Source organism: Aquimarina sp. TRL1 (assembly GCF_013365535.1).
Classification (GTDB): Bacteria; Bacteroidota; Bacteroidia; order Flavobacteriales; family Flavobacteriaceae; genus Aquimarina; species Aquimarina hainanensis.
The window spans coordinates 3,027,891-3,042,558 of the sequence record NZ_CP053590.1; the positions used below are offsets into that span (position 1 = coordinate 3,027,891).

Annotated in this window: 14 protein-coding genes and 5 tRNA genes; all 19 read left to right on the plus strand. The window is 36.1% G+C overall.

All coding sequences use genetic code 11. The features are described from left to right. Window positions 1-71: 71 nt before the first annotated feature. The 19 genes from HN014_RS12160 (at window position 72) to rpoB (ending at window position 14,646) form a co-directional block, all read left to right on the plus strand. Complete coding sequence (locus HN014_RS12160) at window positions 72-1,685, plus strand: sodium:alanine symporter family protein (RefSeq protein ID WP_176029141.1); 1,614 nt, start codon at window positions 72-74, stop codon at window positions 1,683-1,685. A gap of 17 nt (window positions 1,686-1,702) precedes the next feature. Continuing rightward, window positions 1,703-2,551 (plus strand): helix-hairpin-helix domain-containing protein, encoded by an 849-nt coding sequence (locus tag HN014_RS12165; RefSeq protein ID WP_176029142.1) that lies wholly within the window; start codon window positions 1,703-1,705, stop codon window positions 2,549-2,551. 144 nt (window positions 2,552-2,695) lie between these two features. Further along, entirely contained in the window at window positions 2,696-3,862 is a 1,167-nt protein-coding gene (locus HN014_RS12170; RefSeq protein WP_176029143.1) for an acyl-CoA dehydrogenase family protein, read from the plus strand. Window positions 3,863-3,977: 115 nt separating this feature from the next. After that, window positions 3,978-4,172: a 30S ribosomal protein S21 gene (gene rpsU, locus HN014_RS12175; RefSeq protein ID WP_176029144.1), complete on the plus strand. Its 195-nt coding sequence runs from the start codon at window positions 3,978-3,980 to the stop codon at window positions 4,170-4,172. A 102-nt stretch (window positions 4,173-4,274) separates the two neighbouring features. Then, entirely contained in the window at window positions 4,275-5,162 is an 888-nt protein-coding gene (locus HN014_RS12180) for a tyrosine-type recombinase/integrase (RefSeq protein ID WP_176029145.1), read from the plus strand. 69 nt (window positions 5,163-5,231) lie between these two features. Continuing rightward, the gene (raiA, locus tag HN014_RS12185) at window positions 5,232-5,534 is read left to right on the plus strand and encodes a ribosome-associated translation inhibitor RaiA (protein WP_176029146.1); all 303 of its coding nucleotides are present in this window, start codon (window positions 5,232-5,234) and stop codon (window positions 5,532-5,534) included. A 103-nt stretch (window positions 5,535-5,637) separates the two neighbouring features. Continuing rightward, a tRNA-Thr gene (locus HN014_RS12190) sits at window positions 5,638-5,711 on the plus strand. 36 nt (window positions 5,712-5,747) lie between these two features. Then, window positions 5,748-5,830, plus strand: a tRNA-Tyr gene (locus HN014_RS12195). Between the two features lie 115 nt (window positions 5,831-5,945). Beyond that, window positions 5,946-6,018: transfer RNA gene (locus HN014_RS12200), tRNA-Gly, on the plus strand. A gap of 126 nt (window positions 6,019-6,144) precedes the next feature. Further along, a tRNA-Thr gene (locus HN014_RS12205) sits at window positions 6,145-6,216 on the plus strand. A gap of 58 nt (window positions 6,217-6,274) precedes the next feature. Beyond that, on the plus strand, window positions 6,275-7,462 hold the full coding sequence (gene tuf / locus HN014_RS12210) for an elongation factor Tu (protein ID WP_176029147.1): 1,188 nt from the start codon (window positions 6,275-6,277) through the stop codon (window positions 7,460-7,462). A gap of 58 nt (window positions 7,463-7,520) precedes the next feature. Continuing rightward, a tRNA-Trp gene (locus HN014_RS12215) sits at window positions 7,521-7,593 on the plus strand. A 137-nt stretch (window positions 7,594-7,730) separates the two neighbouring features. After that, a complete protein-coding gene (gene secE / locus HN014_RS12220; RefSeq protein ID WP_176029148.1) occupies window positions 7,731-7,928 on the plus strand; it encodes a preprotein translocase subunit SecE in 198 nt (65 codons plus the stop codon). A gap of 9 nt (window positions 7,929-7,937) precedes the next feature. Further along, the gene (gene nusG / locus HN014_RS12225) at window positions 7,938-8,492 is read left to right on the plus strand and encodes a transcription termination/antitermination protein NusG (protein ID WP_176029149.1); all 555 of its coding nucleotides are present in this window, start codon (window positions 7,938-7,940) and stop codon (window positions 8,490-8,492) included. A 78-nt stretch (window positions 8,493-8,570) separates the two neighbouring features. Then, window positions 8,571-9,008 carry a 50S ribosomal protein L11 gene (rplK, locus tag HN014_RS12230; RefSeq protein WP_176029150.1) on the plus strand — a complete coding sequence of 146 codons (438 nt, stop codon included), beginning with the start codon at window positions 8,571-8,573 and terminating at the stop codon, window positions 9,006-9,008. Window positions 9,009-9,026: 18 nt separating this feature from the next. Then, window positions 9,027-9,722, plus strand: a complete 696-nt coding sequence (gene rplA / locus HN014_RS12235) for a 50S ribosomal protein L1 (RefSeq protein WP_176029151.1) — start codon at window positions 9,027-9,029, stop codon at window positions 9,720-9,722. A 15-nt stretch (window positions 9,723-9,737) separates the two neighbouring features. Then, window positions 9,738-10,259, plus strand: coding sequence for a 50S ribosomal protein L10 (gene rplJ / locus HN014_RS12240; RefSeq protein WP_176029152.1), 522 nt, complete (start codon window positions 9,738-9,740; stop codon window positions 10,257-10,259). A 67-nt stretch (window positions 10,260-10,326) separates the two neighbouring features. Next, window positions 10,327-10,701 (plus strand): 50S ribosomal protein L7/L12, encoded by a 375-nt coding sequence (gene rplL / locus HN014_RS12245; RefSeq protein ID WP_176029153.1) that lies wholly within the window; start codon window positions 10,327-10,329, stop codon window positions 10,699-10,701. Window positions 10,702-10,836: 135 nt separating this feature from the next. Then, window positions 10,837-14,646, plus strand: coding sequence for a DNA-directed RNA polymerase subunit beta (gene rpoB / locus HN014_RS12250; RefSeq protein ID WP_176029154.1), 3,810 nt, complete (start codon window positions 10,837-10,839; stop codon window positions 14,644-14,646). The last annotated feature ends 22 nt before the right edge of the window (window positions 14,647-14,668 follow it).

Genomic DNA, 14,668 nt, shown 5'->3' on the forward strand with positions numbered 1-14,668 from the left:
ATTGTAAACAAAGGCTTTTTTTTGCATATTGCTCACTTTACTAAACAATAAAATTTATAATTCATAAAATCATGAAGAGATTTCTTCTTTCAATTTTAGCACTCACTATACCGTTACTGACATTTGCGCAAGAAGCATCAGAAAAAGGGCTTGATCAGAAAATAGACGAAGCATTTAAACCTTTTTCAGACGCTGTTTCCGGCATCGTTTTTTTTCAAGTTTTTAAAGATGCTCCATTTGTTATCATTCTATTAGTATTTAGTGCTTTGTTTTTTACACTGTATTTTGGATTTCCAAATATTCGATATTTTGGGAAAGCAATTAATGTGGTAAGAGGAAAGTATGATGATCTAGAAGGGCATGGAGTAGGAGACCCATCAGCAGCGGTGGATGGAGATATTCCAGATACAATCAGAGATGAGTCAAAAGAAGGAGAAGTATCGCATTTTCAGGCATTGGCAACCGCGGTTTCAGGAACAGTTGGTAATGGTAATATTGCAGGGGTAGCTTTGGCAATTGCTTTGGGAGGTCCCGGAGCAACCTTTTGGATGATTGTTTGTGGATTATTAGGGATGTCTACCAAATTTGTAGAATGTACGTTGGGAGTTCAGTATCGCGATGTGGGAGAAGATGGAACAGTCTATGGAGGACCGATGTATTATTTAAGTAAAGGATTAAAAGAAAGAGGATTTGCGACGTTAGGAAAAGTAGTTGCGGCGCTTTTTGCTGTTTTTTGTATTGGAGGATCCTTTGGAGGCGGAAATGCTGCGCAGTCTAATCAGGCAACTGTAGTGTTAAAAGAGCTTTTGGAATTAGATAATACTGGAGCTGGCTTTTGGATAGGAGTTATTCTGGCAGTGTTGGTAGGTATTATTATTATAGGAGGAATTAAGCGTATTGCATCAGTGACAGAGAAGGTTGTTCCTTTTATGGCTGTTATGTATATTTTGGCTTGTTTGTATATAATTTTTGGGAACTTCTCTTTAGTAGATGATGCTATAGGGTTGATCATAACAGAAGCATTTACTCCTAAAGCTGCTGGAGTAGGAAGTATTATAGGGGTTTTATTAGTAGGATTTAAAAGAGCTGCTTTTTCGAATGAGGCAGGTGCAGGTTCTGCGTCGATAGCGCATTCTGCAGTGAAAACTAAGTATTCTGCTAGTGAAGGTTTGGTAGCTTTACTGGAACCATTCATTGATACTGTAGTGATCTGTACGATGACCGCTTTGGTAATTATTATCTTTAATTTTGGAGGGGCTTTTGAATATGGAGTAGATGTTAGTGCTGATGGAAGTGGAGCAGTAATGATTGATGGTGATGTGGTTCAAGGAGCAGGTATTACTTCTAAAGCTTTTGCTCAATATATACCATATTCTAATGTGTTCTTAACAATAGCAGTAGTGTTGTTTGCTGTTTCTACAATGATCTCATGGTCGTATTATGGATTACAATCATGGAAGTTTTTGTTTGGAAGAGGAAAAGCAGCGGATTTAACGTATAAGATATTATTTTTGACCTTTGTGATTATTGGAGCAGCTGCTAGTATGGGGTCTATCTGGGCATTTTCTGATGCAATGATATTTGCCATGGTGTTCCCTAATATGGTTGGGTTGTTCTTTTTGTTTCCGGTAGTTAAAAAACAATTGGTGCGATATTTTGATGCAATAAAAGCCGCCAAATCGTAGAAAAACTTTTTTCTGAAATGAAAAATATAAAATCCCATTTCGAAATGCATGAGCGTTTTCGAAATGGGATTTTCCTTTTATTAGTAATATTGTTTTTAGGAGGTCTCGCTTTCTTTTTTTATCCAGTAGAAGAAAAAGAATATCATTTGACAGAGCTAGAGAACTATCAAAAAGAAATTGATTCTCTAAAATTAGAAGAAGAAATAAAACGACAGGAAAGAAAGAAGGTATCTTTTAATCCTAATTTTATTTCTGATTATAAAGGATATATTCTTGGAATGTCGGTAGAAGAGTTGGATCGTTTGCACGCATATCGCAAAAAAGGTTTGTGGATTACTTCTGCTAAAGATTTTCAAAAAGTAACACAGGTTTCTGATTCGTTGTTAAATGCGATGACTCCTTTGTTTTTGTTTCCGGAATGGAGTGTTAAATCAAGAAACCTCCGTACAGTTAGTACACATAGAATAAAGAAAGATCTGAATTCTGTATCTGCGGAAGAATTAATAGGGACGTGTAAGATACCTGATTTTATCGCTGAAAGAATTATTAAGTACAGGGATAAGTTGCAAGGTTTTTTAGCAGATGAGCAATTGGAAGAGGTATATGGATTGTATAAATGGCAACGAGAAAATATCCTGAAACTGTATACTGTAAAACAAAAAAAGACAGTACAGAAAATTAATGTCAATAAAGCTACGGTAGAAGAGTTGTTAACCGTTCCTTATTTTGATTTTGAAACAGCAATTCAGATAAGAGAATTTATAGAAGAAAATAAATCTATTTCAGAATTAGGTGAATTAAGAGGAATTGAAGGGTTTGATCGCTTTAAAATTAATAGAATAGCATTATATTTGTATGCAGATTAGGGATTATTCAAAAAACAATAGTGTATATTAAGTAATAGTTAAAAAATAGCCTTTAAAATGGTTGTTTTTTAATGTTTATGTAGTTTCTGGTCTTTTTTTATATAAAGTTTAGAATAGTTGTGAAAAATAAAGGTAAGTTATCATATGAGTAAAATGTATTTTACTGAAGAGCATGAACTTTTTAGAAAGAGTCTTCAAGACTTTTTAAAGAAAGAGGTGGTTCCTCATATAGAAAAATGGGAGGAAACAGGGACGATCGATCGTTTTATCTGGAAAAAATTTGGAGATATGGGGTATTTCGGAATTGCTTACCCTGAGGAGTTTGGAGGCTTGGATTTAGATCTTTTTTATACAGTAATACTTTTAGAAGAATTACAAAAAATTAATTCTGGAGGTTTTGCGGCGGCAATATGGGCACATGCATATTTGGCGATGACCCATATTAACAAAGAAGGAGACCAGCGAATAAAAGAAGAATATTTGTCTCCTAGTATAACAGGAGATAAAATAGGGTGCTTATGTGTGACAGAGCCTTTTGGAGGGTCTGATGTTGCTGGAATGAGAACTACTGCAGTTAAGGATGGAGATCATTATGTGATAAACGGATCAAAAACATTTATTACCAATGGAGTGTATAGTGACTATTTGGTGGTTGCGGCAAAAACATCTCCGGAATTGGGAAATAAAGGGATTAGTATTTTTGTTATAGATAGAGATACTCCAGGGGTGTCCTCTGTAAAATTAGATAAATTAGGGTGGAGAGCTTCCGATACCGGAGAGATTGCTTTTGATGGAGTGCGCATACCTAAGGAAAATTTGATGGGAGAAGAAAACAAAGGCTTTTCTTATATTATGCAGCATTTTTCACTAGAGCGATTGATAATGGGGATTAATGCTCATGCTAGATCCGAATATGCAGTAGAATATACGATTCAATATATGTCAGAAAGAGAAGCTTTTGGAAAGACACTGGACAAGTTTCAGGCATTGAGGCATTCTATAGCGGAAATGGCAAGTGAAATAGAAATGAGTAAGGAGTTTAATTATTCAGTAGCAAGAAGGTTGGATAAAGGAGAATATGTGGTAAAGGAGGCAACGATGTCTAAATTGCTTTCCACTAAGATTGCTGATGAGGTTGCTTATAAGTGTTTGCAAATGTTAGGAGGCTATGGATATATGGAGGATTACCCATTGGCGCGATTGATGAGAGATAGTAGACTTGGTCCTATTGGAGGAGGAACATCAGAGATTCTCAAAGAGATTATTGCAAAAATTATTATAGATAAGAAAGAATATAAACCAGCTACATAGCAGGGAAGGTAAAGAGGATTGAAATCTTTTTAGAATAAAAAGAGCAGAAAACTTTGTAGGTAATACTTTTCTGTTATCTTTGCAACCTAAAATTTTTAAAGAAAGGAGGTGCATTATGTTAATTATACCAGTTAAAGACGGAGAAAATATAGATAGAGCTTTAAAACGTTTCAAGCGTAAATTTGACCGAACAGGTACTATGCGTCAGCTACGTAAACGTCAGCAATTTACAAAACCTTCTGTATTGCGCAGAGCGCAAATTCAAAAAGCTCAATATATTCAGGGCTTAAGAGATCAGGAAGAGATCTAAGAAGTGATTCGTTAAGGTTTTCTGTTTGATAAGAAAACCGTCTCAAAATAAATAAAACCGTTATGGCAAAAGTTTATACTTTTGTTTTATAACGGTTTTTTTATGTTTTTAAATGAATTTATTGGCTACTTACAGTTAGAAAAAAAATATTCGTCTCACACTGTGTTGGCTTATGAGAAAGATGTGTTGGCTTTTTCTGAGTTTTTAAAAAAAGAAGAAGGAGGGGATGTGGTATCGGTTCACTATGCGCAAATTAGATCCTGGATTGTTTTTTTGGTGGAAACCGGACTGACCAATAGAACGGTGAATAGAAAGATTTCTTCCTTGCGATCATATTATAAGTTTTTGTTGAAAACAGGGGTGGTTGATAAGAATCCTCTGGCGAAACATAAGGCTTTGAAGGTGTCAAAGAAGCTTCAGGTTCCTTTTTCTGAAAAAGAAGTGGAAGATGTGCTGGGGGTGTTGGCGGATGCTGGTGATTTTGTCAGTGTGCGGGATCGTTTGATTGTAGAGCTTTTTTATTCTACAGGAATAAGAAGAATTGAATTGGTTAATTTGAGCTTATCAGATGTGGATAGGGGGCGAAAATTACTTAAGGTGTTGGGGAAAAGAGGGAAGGAGCGATTCGTGCCGCTTTTAACCTCGGTTTTGAAAACACTAAACATGTATTTGGAGGTGAGAAATGAATTGTTAGAGGGGAAAGATGAAAAGGCGTTGTTCTTGACTGAAAAGGGAATTAAAATTTATGAAATGCTTGTGTATCGAGTAATAAATGGCTATTTTAGTAAGGCTTCTTCAAAGTTAAAAAAGAGTCCGCATATTCTAAGGCATTCCTTTGCAACTCATTTGCTCAATGAAGGAGCAAATTTAAATGCGGTAAAAGAATTACTTGGGCATTCCAGTTTAGCGGCTACACAGGTTTATACACATCATAGCGTGGCTGAATTGTCAAAAGTGTATAAAAAGTCCCATCCTCGGAATAAAAAGTGATTCGTGATTGAGGAATCATTATCGCGCATTTTAAGTTATTTTTTGTTCAATTTATTAAACCTTTTAGTTATGAAAGTAAACTTGCAGTCCGTAAATTTTAATGTAGATAAGAAATTAGTTGATTTTATTCAGGGTAAATTGGATAAGTTAGAAGTGCATTTTAATCGTATAATTTATGCCGATGTGTTCTTGAGAGTTCAAAATACAAGTGGGAAAGAAAATAAATTTACAGAAATTTTATTGAGTGTTCCAGGGGATGAATTTATGGTTAAAAAGATCAATAGGACGTTTGAAGAAGGTGTGGATGAGTGTGTTAGTTCTTTAGAGCGTCAATTGAGGAAAAGAAAGGAAAAATTAAAAGCGCATGCTTAGCGAATTTTTTTTCAGAAAAAGTTTTTGAGAATTAAAATGTTTTCTTACATTTGCACCGCGTTAGAGATAACGCAGCCTTTTACAAGTTAAAAGGAAGGCAAAAGCCGATATAGCTCAGCTGGCTAGAGCAGCTGATTTGTAATCAGCAGGTCGTGGGTTCGAGTCCCTCTATCGGCTCAAGTTCTTAGAATAATTATGATATAAAATACCATTGGGGAGATACTCAAGCGGCCAACGAGGACAGACTGTAAATCTGTTGGTTTTTACCTTCGCAGGTTCGAATCCTGCTCTCCCCACAAAAAGAAAAATACAAGTCTTTAGTAATTTATTGGCTTGTTTTTTTTGGCAGTAAAATAATAAGGATTATCTTTGCAAAACTTTTTAAAAGTTTAGATTGTCTAAGAAAATAATGCGGGAGTAGCTCAGTTGGTAGAGCGTCAGCCTTCCAAGCTGAATGTCGCCGGTTCGAACCCGGTCTCCCGCTCTAAAGCGCAGAACTAATCTTAATGAGTTTTTAAGGTTGGTTTTTTAATATAAAGAAAATGACGAATCGGATTTCTTTCGAAATAAAAATGAAAGTGCTCGGGTTTGTCATCGTACTTTTTAAAAAGCCGGTGTAGCTCAGGGGTAGAGCGTTTCCTTGGTAAGGAAGAGGTCACGAGTTCAAATCTCGTCATTGGCTCTTAGTTCAGAAGCATAAAATGAACACTAATATATAACTAAGATTAAATAAATTAATTATGGCAAAGGAAACTTTTGATCGTTCCAAACCGCACTTAAATATTGGTACTATTGGACACGTAGATCACGGGAAAACAACGTTAACTGCTGCAATTACAAAAGTATTAGCAGAGGCTGGACTTTCTGAAGCAAGAGATTTTGATACTATCGATAATGCTCCTGAAGAAAAAGAAAGAGGGATCACTATTAATACTTCTCATGTAGAGTATCAAACGGCTAACCGTCACTATGCACACGTTGACTGTCCAGGTCACGCGGATTACGTAAAGAACATGGTAACTGGTGCTGCGCAGATGGATGGTGCGATCTTAGTAGTTGCTGCTACTGATGGACCTATGCCTCAAACACGTGAGCACATCCTTTTAGGACGTCAGGTAGGTATTCCTAGAATCGTTGTATTCCTTAACAAAGTGGATATGGTTGATGATGAGGAATTATTAGAGCTTGTTGAGATGGAAGTAAGAGATCTTCTTTCTTTCTACGAGTATGATGGAGATAATGGACCTGTTGTTTCTGGATCTGCATTAGGAGCTCTTAACGGTGAGCAAAAATGGGTTGATACAGTATTAGCTCTTATGGAAGCTGTTGATACATGGATTGAGTTACCAAAGCGTGATGTAGATAAGGATTTCTTAATGCCAATCGAAGATGTATTCTCTATTACTGGACGTGGAACAGTTGCTACTGGTCGTATTGAGACTGGAGTTGCTAACACTGGTGATGCAGTAGAAATCATCGGAATGGGAGCAGAGAAATTAACTTCTACAATTACTGGAGTTGAAATGTTCCGTAAGATATTAGATAGAGGAGAAGCAGGAGATAACGTAGGAATCCTATTAAGAGGTATCGAGAAAACTGAAATCTCTAGAGGTATGGTAATCGTTAAGCCTGGTTCTGTAACTCCACATAAAAACTTCAAAGCTGAGGTGTATATCCTTAAGAAAGAAGAAGGTGGACGTCACACTCCATTCCACAATAACTACCGTCCACAGTTCTATGTACGTACAACTGACGTAACAGGAAATATTTCTCTTCCTGATGGAGTAGAGATGGTAATGCCTGGAGATAACTTAACAATCACTGTTGAGCTTATTCAGCCAATCGCAATGAATGTTGGACTACGTTTCGCTATCCGTGAAGGAGGTAGAACAGTAGGAGCTGGTCAGGTAACTGAGATTCTAGACTAATTAGAATAAAGATATAAAAGTGAGGTGTCTTTATTAAGATACCTTACTTTATCTAAATACGGGTTTAGCTCAGTTGGTAGAGCACTGGTCTCCAAAACCAGGTGTCGTGAGTTCGAGTCTCGCAACCCGTGCAACATAAAAAATAAATAGAAAGTAGTCTTGTACTACTTCTGTTTTTTAACTAAGAATTTTATAATGAGATAAGAATTAATTTTTTAGTTAGAAACTAAAAAGAGACTTTCTTAATCCGTTCAAAAGATAAAATAAGATGGCTGGATTTTCAAATTACATTACAGAATCGTATAACGAATTAAGAAATCATGTTACATGGACTCCTTGGGCAGAAGCACAAAGATTAACTGTAGTAGTGATTGTTTTTTCAGTGTTATTCTCTTTAGCTATTTGGGGTGTTGATACTGTATTTAGTAACGTTATAGAGTATTATTTTTCTTTAGTTAAATCTTAAATTTATAGCATGGCCGAGGTAGATAATACAAAGAAGTGGTACGTTGTTCGAGCAGTTAGTGGTCAGGAGAATAAGGTAAAAGATTATATAGAGCGTGAAATCGCTCATATGGGATTAGAAGATTATATTTCTAAGATATTAGTTCCTACAGAAAAAGTTGTTCAGATACGTAACGGGAAGAAAATAAATAAAGAAAGAGTTTATTTTCCTGGTTATGTAATGATAGAAGCAAATTTATCTGGGGAAATTCCGCATATTATAAAATCAATAAATGGAGTTATTGGTTTTCTAGGAGAAGTAAAAGGAGGAGATCCTGTTCCTTTAAGGAAATCAGAAATAAATAGAATGCTAGGTAAAGTAGATGAGTTAGCTGTAAAAACAGATAACGTTGCTATACCATATACTGTAGGAGAGACGGTGAAGGTGATCGATGGACCATTCAATGGATTTAATGGGACAGTAGAAAAAGTAAATGAAGAAAAGCGTAAGCTAGAAGTAATGGTTAAGATTTTTGGAAGAAAAACACCATTAGAACTAAGCTATATGCAAGTAGAAAAAGTATAATAATTGTTACATTATATATCCTGAATTGTTCTTAACGCTTCCAAAACTGTAGGACAATTCTAATTTAAAATTAGAGAAATGGCTAAAGAATTAAGTAAGGTAGTAAAACTACAAGTTCGTGGAGGTGCTGCTAATCCTTCTCCTCCTGTTGGACCTGCTTTAGGTGCTGCCGGAGTAAATATCATGGAATTCTGTAAGCAATTCAATGGTAGAACACAGGATAAAGCTGGAAAAGTATTGCCAGTGGTTATTAGTGTTTATAAGGATAAGTCGTTTGACTTTGTTATAAAGACTCCACCAGCAGCTGTTCAAATATTGGAAGCAGCTAAACAGAAAAAAGGTTCAGGAGAGCCTAATCGTAAAAAAGTAGCTAGTGTTACTTGGGATCAAGTTCGTGCGATTGCAGAAGATAAAATGCAGGATCTTAATGCATTTACTATAGAGTCTGCAATGAAAATGATTGCCGGAACAGCTCGCTCTATGGGTGTAACTGTTAAAGGTGACGCACCATTTTAATCATTAAACGTTTATAAAATGGCTAAAGTAACTAAAAAACAAAAAGAAGCACGTGCTAAGGTTGATAAGAATAAAGCTTACACGTTAGAGGAAGCTTCTTCTTTAGTAAAAGAAATAACAAATGTAAATTTTGATGCTTCTGTAGATCTAGCTGTTCGTTTGAACGTTGATCCACGTAAAGCGAATCAAATGGTACGTGGGGTAGTAACATTACCACATGGAACAGGTAAGGATGTTAAAGTATTAGCATTAGTTACTCCTGATAAAGAAGCTGAAGCAAAAGAGGCAGGAGCTGACTTTGTAGGGCTTGATGAGTACTTAGATAAGATCAAAGGAGGATGGACTGATGTTGATGTAATTATCACAATGCCTAGTGTTATGGGTAAATTAGGACCTTTAGGAAGAATCTTAGGACCTAGAGGATTGATGCCTAACCCAAAGACTGGAACAGTAACAATGGATGTAGCAAAAGCTGTTTCTGACGTAAAAGCTGGTAAGATCGATTTTAAAGTTGATAAAACAGGAATCGTTCACGCTTCTATCGGAAAAGCATCTTTTGATTCGAATAAATTAGCTGGAAATGCTAAGGAATTATTAACAACATTAGTAAAGTTAAAGCCTCAGGCAGCAAAAGGAGTATATATTAAGTCTATATATATGTCTTCTACAATGAGTCCTGGAGTAGAAGTAGATTCTAAAAACTTTGCTGGGTAATTAAGATAAACGATTATGACTAGAGAAGAAAAATCACAAGTTATTGAAGACTTAACTGCTCAGTTAGCTGATAATTCTAACATCTATTTAGCTGATATATCAGGTCTTGATGCAGGAACAACTTCAAACTTACGTAGAGCTTGTTTTAAAGCAAATGTATCACTAGCAGTGGTAAAGAATACTCTATTAGCAAAAGCTATGGAGAATTCAGATAAGGATTTCGGAGAATTACCAAATGTATTAAAAGGTAATACTTCAATTATGTTCTCAGAAACTGGGAATGCACCAGCCAAGGTAATTAAAGAATTTCGTAAGAAATCAGAAAAGCCTTTATTAAAAGGAGCCTTTGTAGAAGAAGCAATATTTGTAGGTGACGAAAGCTTAGAGACCTTAGTTAACATTAAGTCTAAAGAAGAAGTTATCGGAGATATTATTGGCTTACTACAGTCACCTGCTAAGAACGTAGTATCTGCGTTGAAGTCAGGAGGAGGAAAAATAGCTGGTATCCTTAAAACATTATCCGAGAAAGAAGGATAATCATAATGTGTACGCACTTTTAACAAATTATATTTCAAATTAAAATTATTATTTAAAACGATAGAAAATGGCAGATTTAAAAGAATTCGCAGAACAATTAGTTAACTTAACAGTAAAAGAAGTTAATGAATTAGCTGATATATTAAAAGAAGAATATGGTATCGAGCCTGCTGCTGCTGCTGTAGCTGTAGCTGGAGGAGCTGCTGGTGGTGGAGAAGCTGCTGAGGAGAAAACAGAATTTGATGTTATCCTTAAAGCTGCAGGTGGATCTAAATTAGCTGTTGTAAAACTTGTAAAAGATTTAACAGGATTAGGTCTTAAAGATGCTAAAGAATTAGTAGATGGTGCTCCTAAAGCAGTAAAAGAAGGAGTAGCTAAAGACGAAGCAGAAGCTCTTAAAACTCAATTAGAAGAGGCTGGAGCTGAAGTTGAGCTTAAGTAAGCTTACCATAGTTCAAAATATAGGTTTAGACCTGGAGATTATTTCTCTAAGGTCTAAACCATTTTGCGTATATAAGTAATAAGTCTTATTAAATCGCATCATTTTTTAAAGTTTTAATTTAAATTCCGTCCATTGATGTTAGCAACACAAACTGAAAGATTGAATTTCTCTTCTGTAAAGAATAGACCTGAATATCCAGACTTTCTTGATATTCAGATAAAATCATTTCAGGATTTCTTTCAACTAGAAACGAAGTCTGAAGAAAGAGGAAGCGAAGGTCTGTATAATACCTTCATGGAGAATTTTCCGATTACAGATACACGTAATCAATTTGTATTAGAGTTTATAGATTACTTCGTAGATCCTCCAAGATATGATCTTCAAGAATGTATAGAAAGAGGGTTAACATATAGTGTTCCCCTAAAAGCGAGATTAAAGCTTTTTTGTACCGACCCGGAACACGAAGATTTTGAAACCATAGTGCAGGATGTATATTTGGGAACGATCCCCTATATGACACCAAGTGGTACTTTCTGTATCAATGGAGCCGAGCGTGTTGTAGTGTCACAGTTACACCGATCTCCTGGTGTATTCTTTGGACAATCATTCCACGCCAATGGAACAAAGCTGTATTCTGCCAGAGTAATTCCTTTTAAAGGATCCTGGATAGAATTCGCTACAGATATCAATAGTGTGATGTATGCATATATTGATAGAAAGAAAAAATTACCGGTAACAACACTTTTCCGTGCTATTGGATTCGAGCGCGATAAAGATATTTTAGAAATTTTTGATCTTGCAGAAGAGGTGAAAGTTTCTAAATCCGGATTGAAGAAAGTTTTAGGACGTAAATTAGCCGCACGTGTATTGAATACATGGCATGAAGATTTCGTAGATGAAGATACCGGAGAGGTAGTATCAATCGAAAGAAATGAAATTGTATTGGATCGTGATACGATCTTAGACAAGGATCATTTGGATGAGATTGTAGACTCTGGTGCTAAAACAATCTTATTACATAAAGAAGATAATCAAAAAGGAGATTATGCAATTATTCATAATACCCTTCAGAAAGATCCTACCAATTCTGAAAAAGAAGCAGTAGAACACATATATAGACAATTACGTAACGCTGAACCGCCTGATGAGGAAACCGCAAGAGGGATCATCGATAAGTTGTTCTTCTCTGATCAGCGATATAACCTAGGAGAGGTAGGTCGTTACAGAATGAATAAAAAATTAGGGTTGGATATCGAAATGGATAAGCAGGTACTTACCAAAGAAGATATCATAACTATTATAAAATACTTGATTGAGTTAATTAACTCTAAAGCAGAGATTGATGATATTGATCACCTTTCTAACCGTCGTGTTAGAACAGTAGGAGAGCAGTTGTCTCAGCAATTCGGAGTTGGATTGGCAAGAATGGCGCGTACTATCCGAGAGCGTATGAACGTTCGTGATAACGAAGTCTTTACTCCAATCGATTTGATTAATGCCAAAACATTATCATCTGTAATTAACTCTTTCTTCGGAACAAATCAGCTGTCTCAGTTTATGGATCAAACAAATCCATTAGCAGAGATCACACATAAACGTCGATTATCAGCGTTAGGACCTGGTGGATTATCAAGAGAACGAGCAGGATTTGAGGTTCGTGACGTTCACTATACACACTATGGTCGTTTATGTCCTATTGAAACGCCAGAAGGACCAAATATTGGATTGATATCTTCATTATCAGTATTTGCAAAGGTGAATTCGATGGGATTCCTGGAAACCCCTTATAGAAAGGTAACTGAAGGGAAAGTGGATCTAAAAGAGTTTAGATACCTAAGTGCTGAAGAAGAAGAAGAAAAATTAATAGCGCAAGCCAATATACCATTAGAAGAAGATGGAACAATTGCTTCTGATAAGGTAATTGCACGTATGGAAGGTGACTTCCCGGTAGTTGATCCGGAAAGTGTAAACTATGCCGATGTAGCACCAAATCAGATTGCTTCTATTTCAGCGTCTCTAATTCCTTTCTTGGAGCATGATGATGCGAACCGTGCCTTGATGGGATCAAACATGATGCGTCAGGCAGTACCATTATTAAGAGTACAGGCACCAATTGTAGGAACAGGATTAGAAAGACAGGTGGCTTCCGATTCCCGTGTATTGATTAATGCAGAAGGAAACGGAGAAGTAGAGTATGTAGATGCTAATAAGATAACGATTAAGTATGATAGAACTGATCAACAGCGAATGGTAAGCTTTGATGGAGATTCTAAAACATATAATCTTATCAAATTCCGTAAGACTAACCAGGGAACTTGTATTAACCTTAAACCTATCGTAAGAGTAGGTGACAGAGTAAACAAAGGACAGGTATTGTGTCAGGGGTATGCTACAGAAAATGGAGAACTTGCTTTAGGTAGAAACATGAAAGTAGCCTTTATGCCTTGGAAAGGGTATAACTTTGAGGATGCGATTGTGATTTCTGAAAAAGTAGTAAGAGAAGATATTTTTACTTCTATTCATATTGACGAATACTCACTGGAAGTTAGAGATACGAAACTTGGTAACGAAGAATTAACCAATGATATTCCAAACGTATCCGAAGATGCAACTAAGGATCTGGATGAAAATGGAATGATCAGAGTGGGTGCAGAAGTAAAACCTGGAGACATTCTGATTGGTAAAATTACACCAAAAGGAGAAAGTGATCCGACACCAGAAGAAAAACTACTTAGAGCTATATTCGGGGATAAGGCTGGAGACGTTAAAGATGCTTCATTAAAAGCTTCTCCTTCTTTACACGGAGTAGTAATTGATAAGAAGTTATTCGCCAGAGTAATTAAAGATAAGCGTAAACGTTCTCAGGATAAAGAAGATATTTCTATCTTAGAACGATCGTATGATGCAAAATTTGCATTGCTAAAAGACGAACTTGTAGAAAAGTTATTCCTTATCATAGGAGGAAAAACTTCTCAGGGAGTTATGAATGATCTTGGAGAAGAAGTGTTGCCAAAAGGAAAGAAGTATACTCAGAAAATGCTGAATAGTATTGATGATTATACACACTTGACAAAAGGGACATGGACTACTGATGATGAGTTAAATTCATTAGTTGCAGATCTGTTGCATAACTATAAGATCAAAGAAAACGATTTACAAGGGAACTTAAGAAGAGAGAAATTTACAATTTCAGTAGGAGATGAACTTCCTTCAGGAATTATAAAGCTTGCTAAAGTTTATATCGCGAAGAAGCGTAAACTGAAAGTGGGAGATAAAATGGCAGGACGTCACGGTAACAAAGGTATTGTGGCACGTATTGTTAGAGAAGAAGATATGCCATTCTTGGAAGACGGGACACCAGTGGATATTGTATTGAATCCATTAGGGGTACCATCACGTATGAATATCGGTCAGATTTATGAAACAGTATTAGGTTGGGCTGGACAAAAATTAGGTAGAACATATGGTACACCTATTTTTGATGGAGCTTCTCTGGATGAGATTAATAAATTTACTGATGAAGCTGGAATTCCAAGATTCGGTCATACCTATCTTTTCGATGGAGGTACAGGAGATCGTTTCGATCAGCCAGCAACGGTAGGAGTAATCTACATGCTGAAACTAGGACACATGGTTGATGATAAGATGCATGCACGTTCTATTGGACCATACTCATTGATTACGCAGCAACCATTAGGAGGTAAAGCTCAGTTTGGAGGACAGCGTTTTGGAGAAATGGAAGTTTGGGCATTAGAAGCATACGGAGCTTCTAGTACACTTCGTGAAATATTGACGGTAAAATCTGATGATGTAATTGGAAGAGCAAAAACATACGAAAGTATTGTGAAAGGGGAACCAATGCCAGAACCTGGATTACCAGAATCCTTTAATGTATTAATGCATGAATTAAAAGGACTGGGACTGGATATCAGATTAGAAGAATAGTGAAAAATAACAGTCTTACTTA

What these genes read in the sequence shown, in the direction of transcription:
- HN014_RS12160 (WP_176029141.1), top strand. Translation starts at nt 72, where the DNA reads ATGAAGAGATTTCTTCTTTCAATTTTAGCACTCACTATACCGTTACTG.
- HN014_RS12165 (WP_176029142.1), top strand. Translation starts at nt 1,703, where the DNA reads ATGAAAAATATAAAATCCCATTTCGAAATGCATGAGCGTTTTCGAAAT.
- HN014_RS12170 (WP_176029143.1), top strand. Translation starts at nt 2,696, where the DNA reads ATGAGTAAAATGTATTTTACTGAAGAGCATGAACTTTTTAGAAAGAGT.
- rpsU (WP_176029144.1), top strand. Translation starts at nt 3,978, where the DNA reads ATGTTAATTATACCAGTTAAAGACGGAGAAAATATAGATAGAGCTTTA.
- HN014_RS12180 (WP_176029145.1), top strand. Translation starts at nt 4,275, where the DNA reads ATGTTTTTAAATGAATTTATTGGCTACTTACAGTTAGAAAAAAAATAT.
- raiA (WP_176029146.1), top strand. Translation starts at nt 5,232, where the DNA reads ATGAAAGTAAACTTGCAGTCCGTAAATTTTAATGTAGATAAGAAATTA.
- tuf (WP_176029147.1), top strand. Translation starts at nt 6,275, where the DNA reads ATGGCAAAGGAAACTTTTGATCGTTCCAAACCGCACTTAAATATTGGT.
- secE (WP_176029148.1), top strand. Translation starts at nt 7,731, where the DNA reads ATGGCTGGATTTTCAAATTACATTACAGAATCGTATAACGAATTAAGA.
- nusG (WP_176029149.1), top strand. Translation starts at nt 7,938, where the DNA reads ATGGCCGAGGTAGATAATACAAAGAAGTGGTACGTTGTTCGAGCAGTT.
- rplK (WP_176029150.1), top strand. Translation starts at nt 8,571, where the DNA reads ATGGCTAAAGAATTAAGTAAGGTAGTAAAACTACAAGTTCGTGGAGGT.
- rplA (WP_176029151.1), top strand. Translation starts at nt 9,027, where the DNA reads ATGGCTAAAGTAACTAAAAAACAAAAAGAAGCACGTGCTAAGGTTGAT.
- rplJ (WP_176029152.1), top strand. Translation starts at nt 9,738, where the DNA reads ATGACTAGAGAAGAAAAATCACAAGTTATTGAAGACTTAACTGCTCAG.
- rplL (WP_176029153.1), top strand. Translation starts at nt 10,327, where the DNA reads ATGGCAGATTTAAAAGAATTCGCAGAACAATTAGTTAACTTAACAGTA.
- rpoB (WP_176029154.1), top strand. Translation starts at nt 10,837, where the DNA reads ATGTTAGCAACACAAACTGAAAGATTGAATTTCTCTTCTGTAAAGAAT.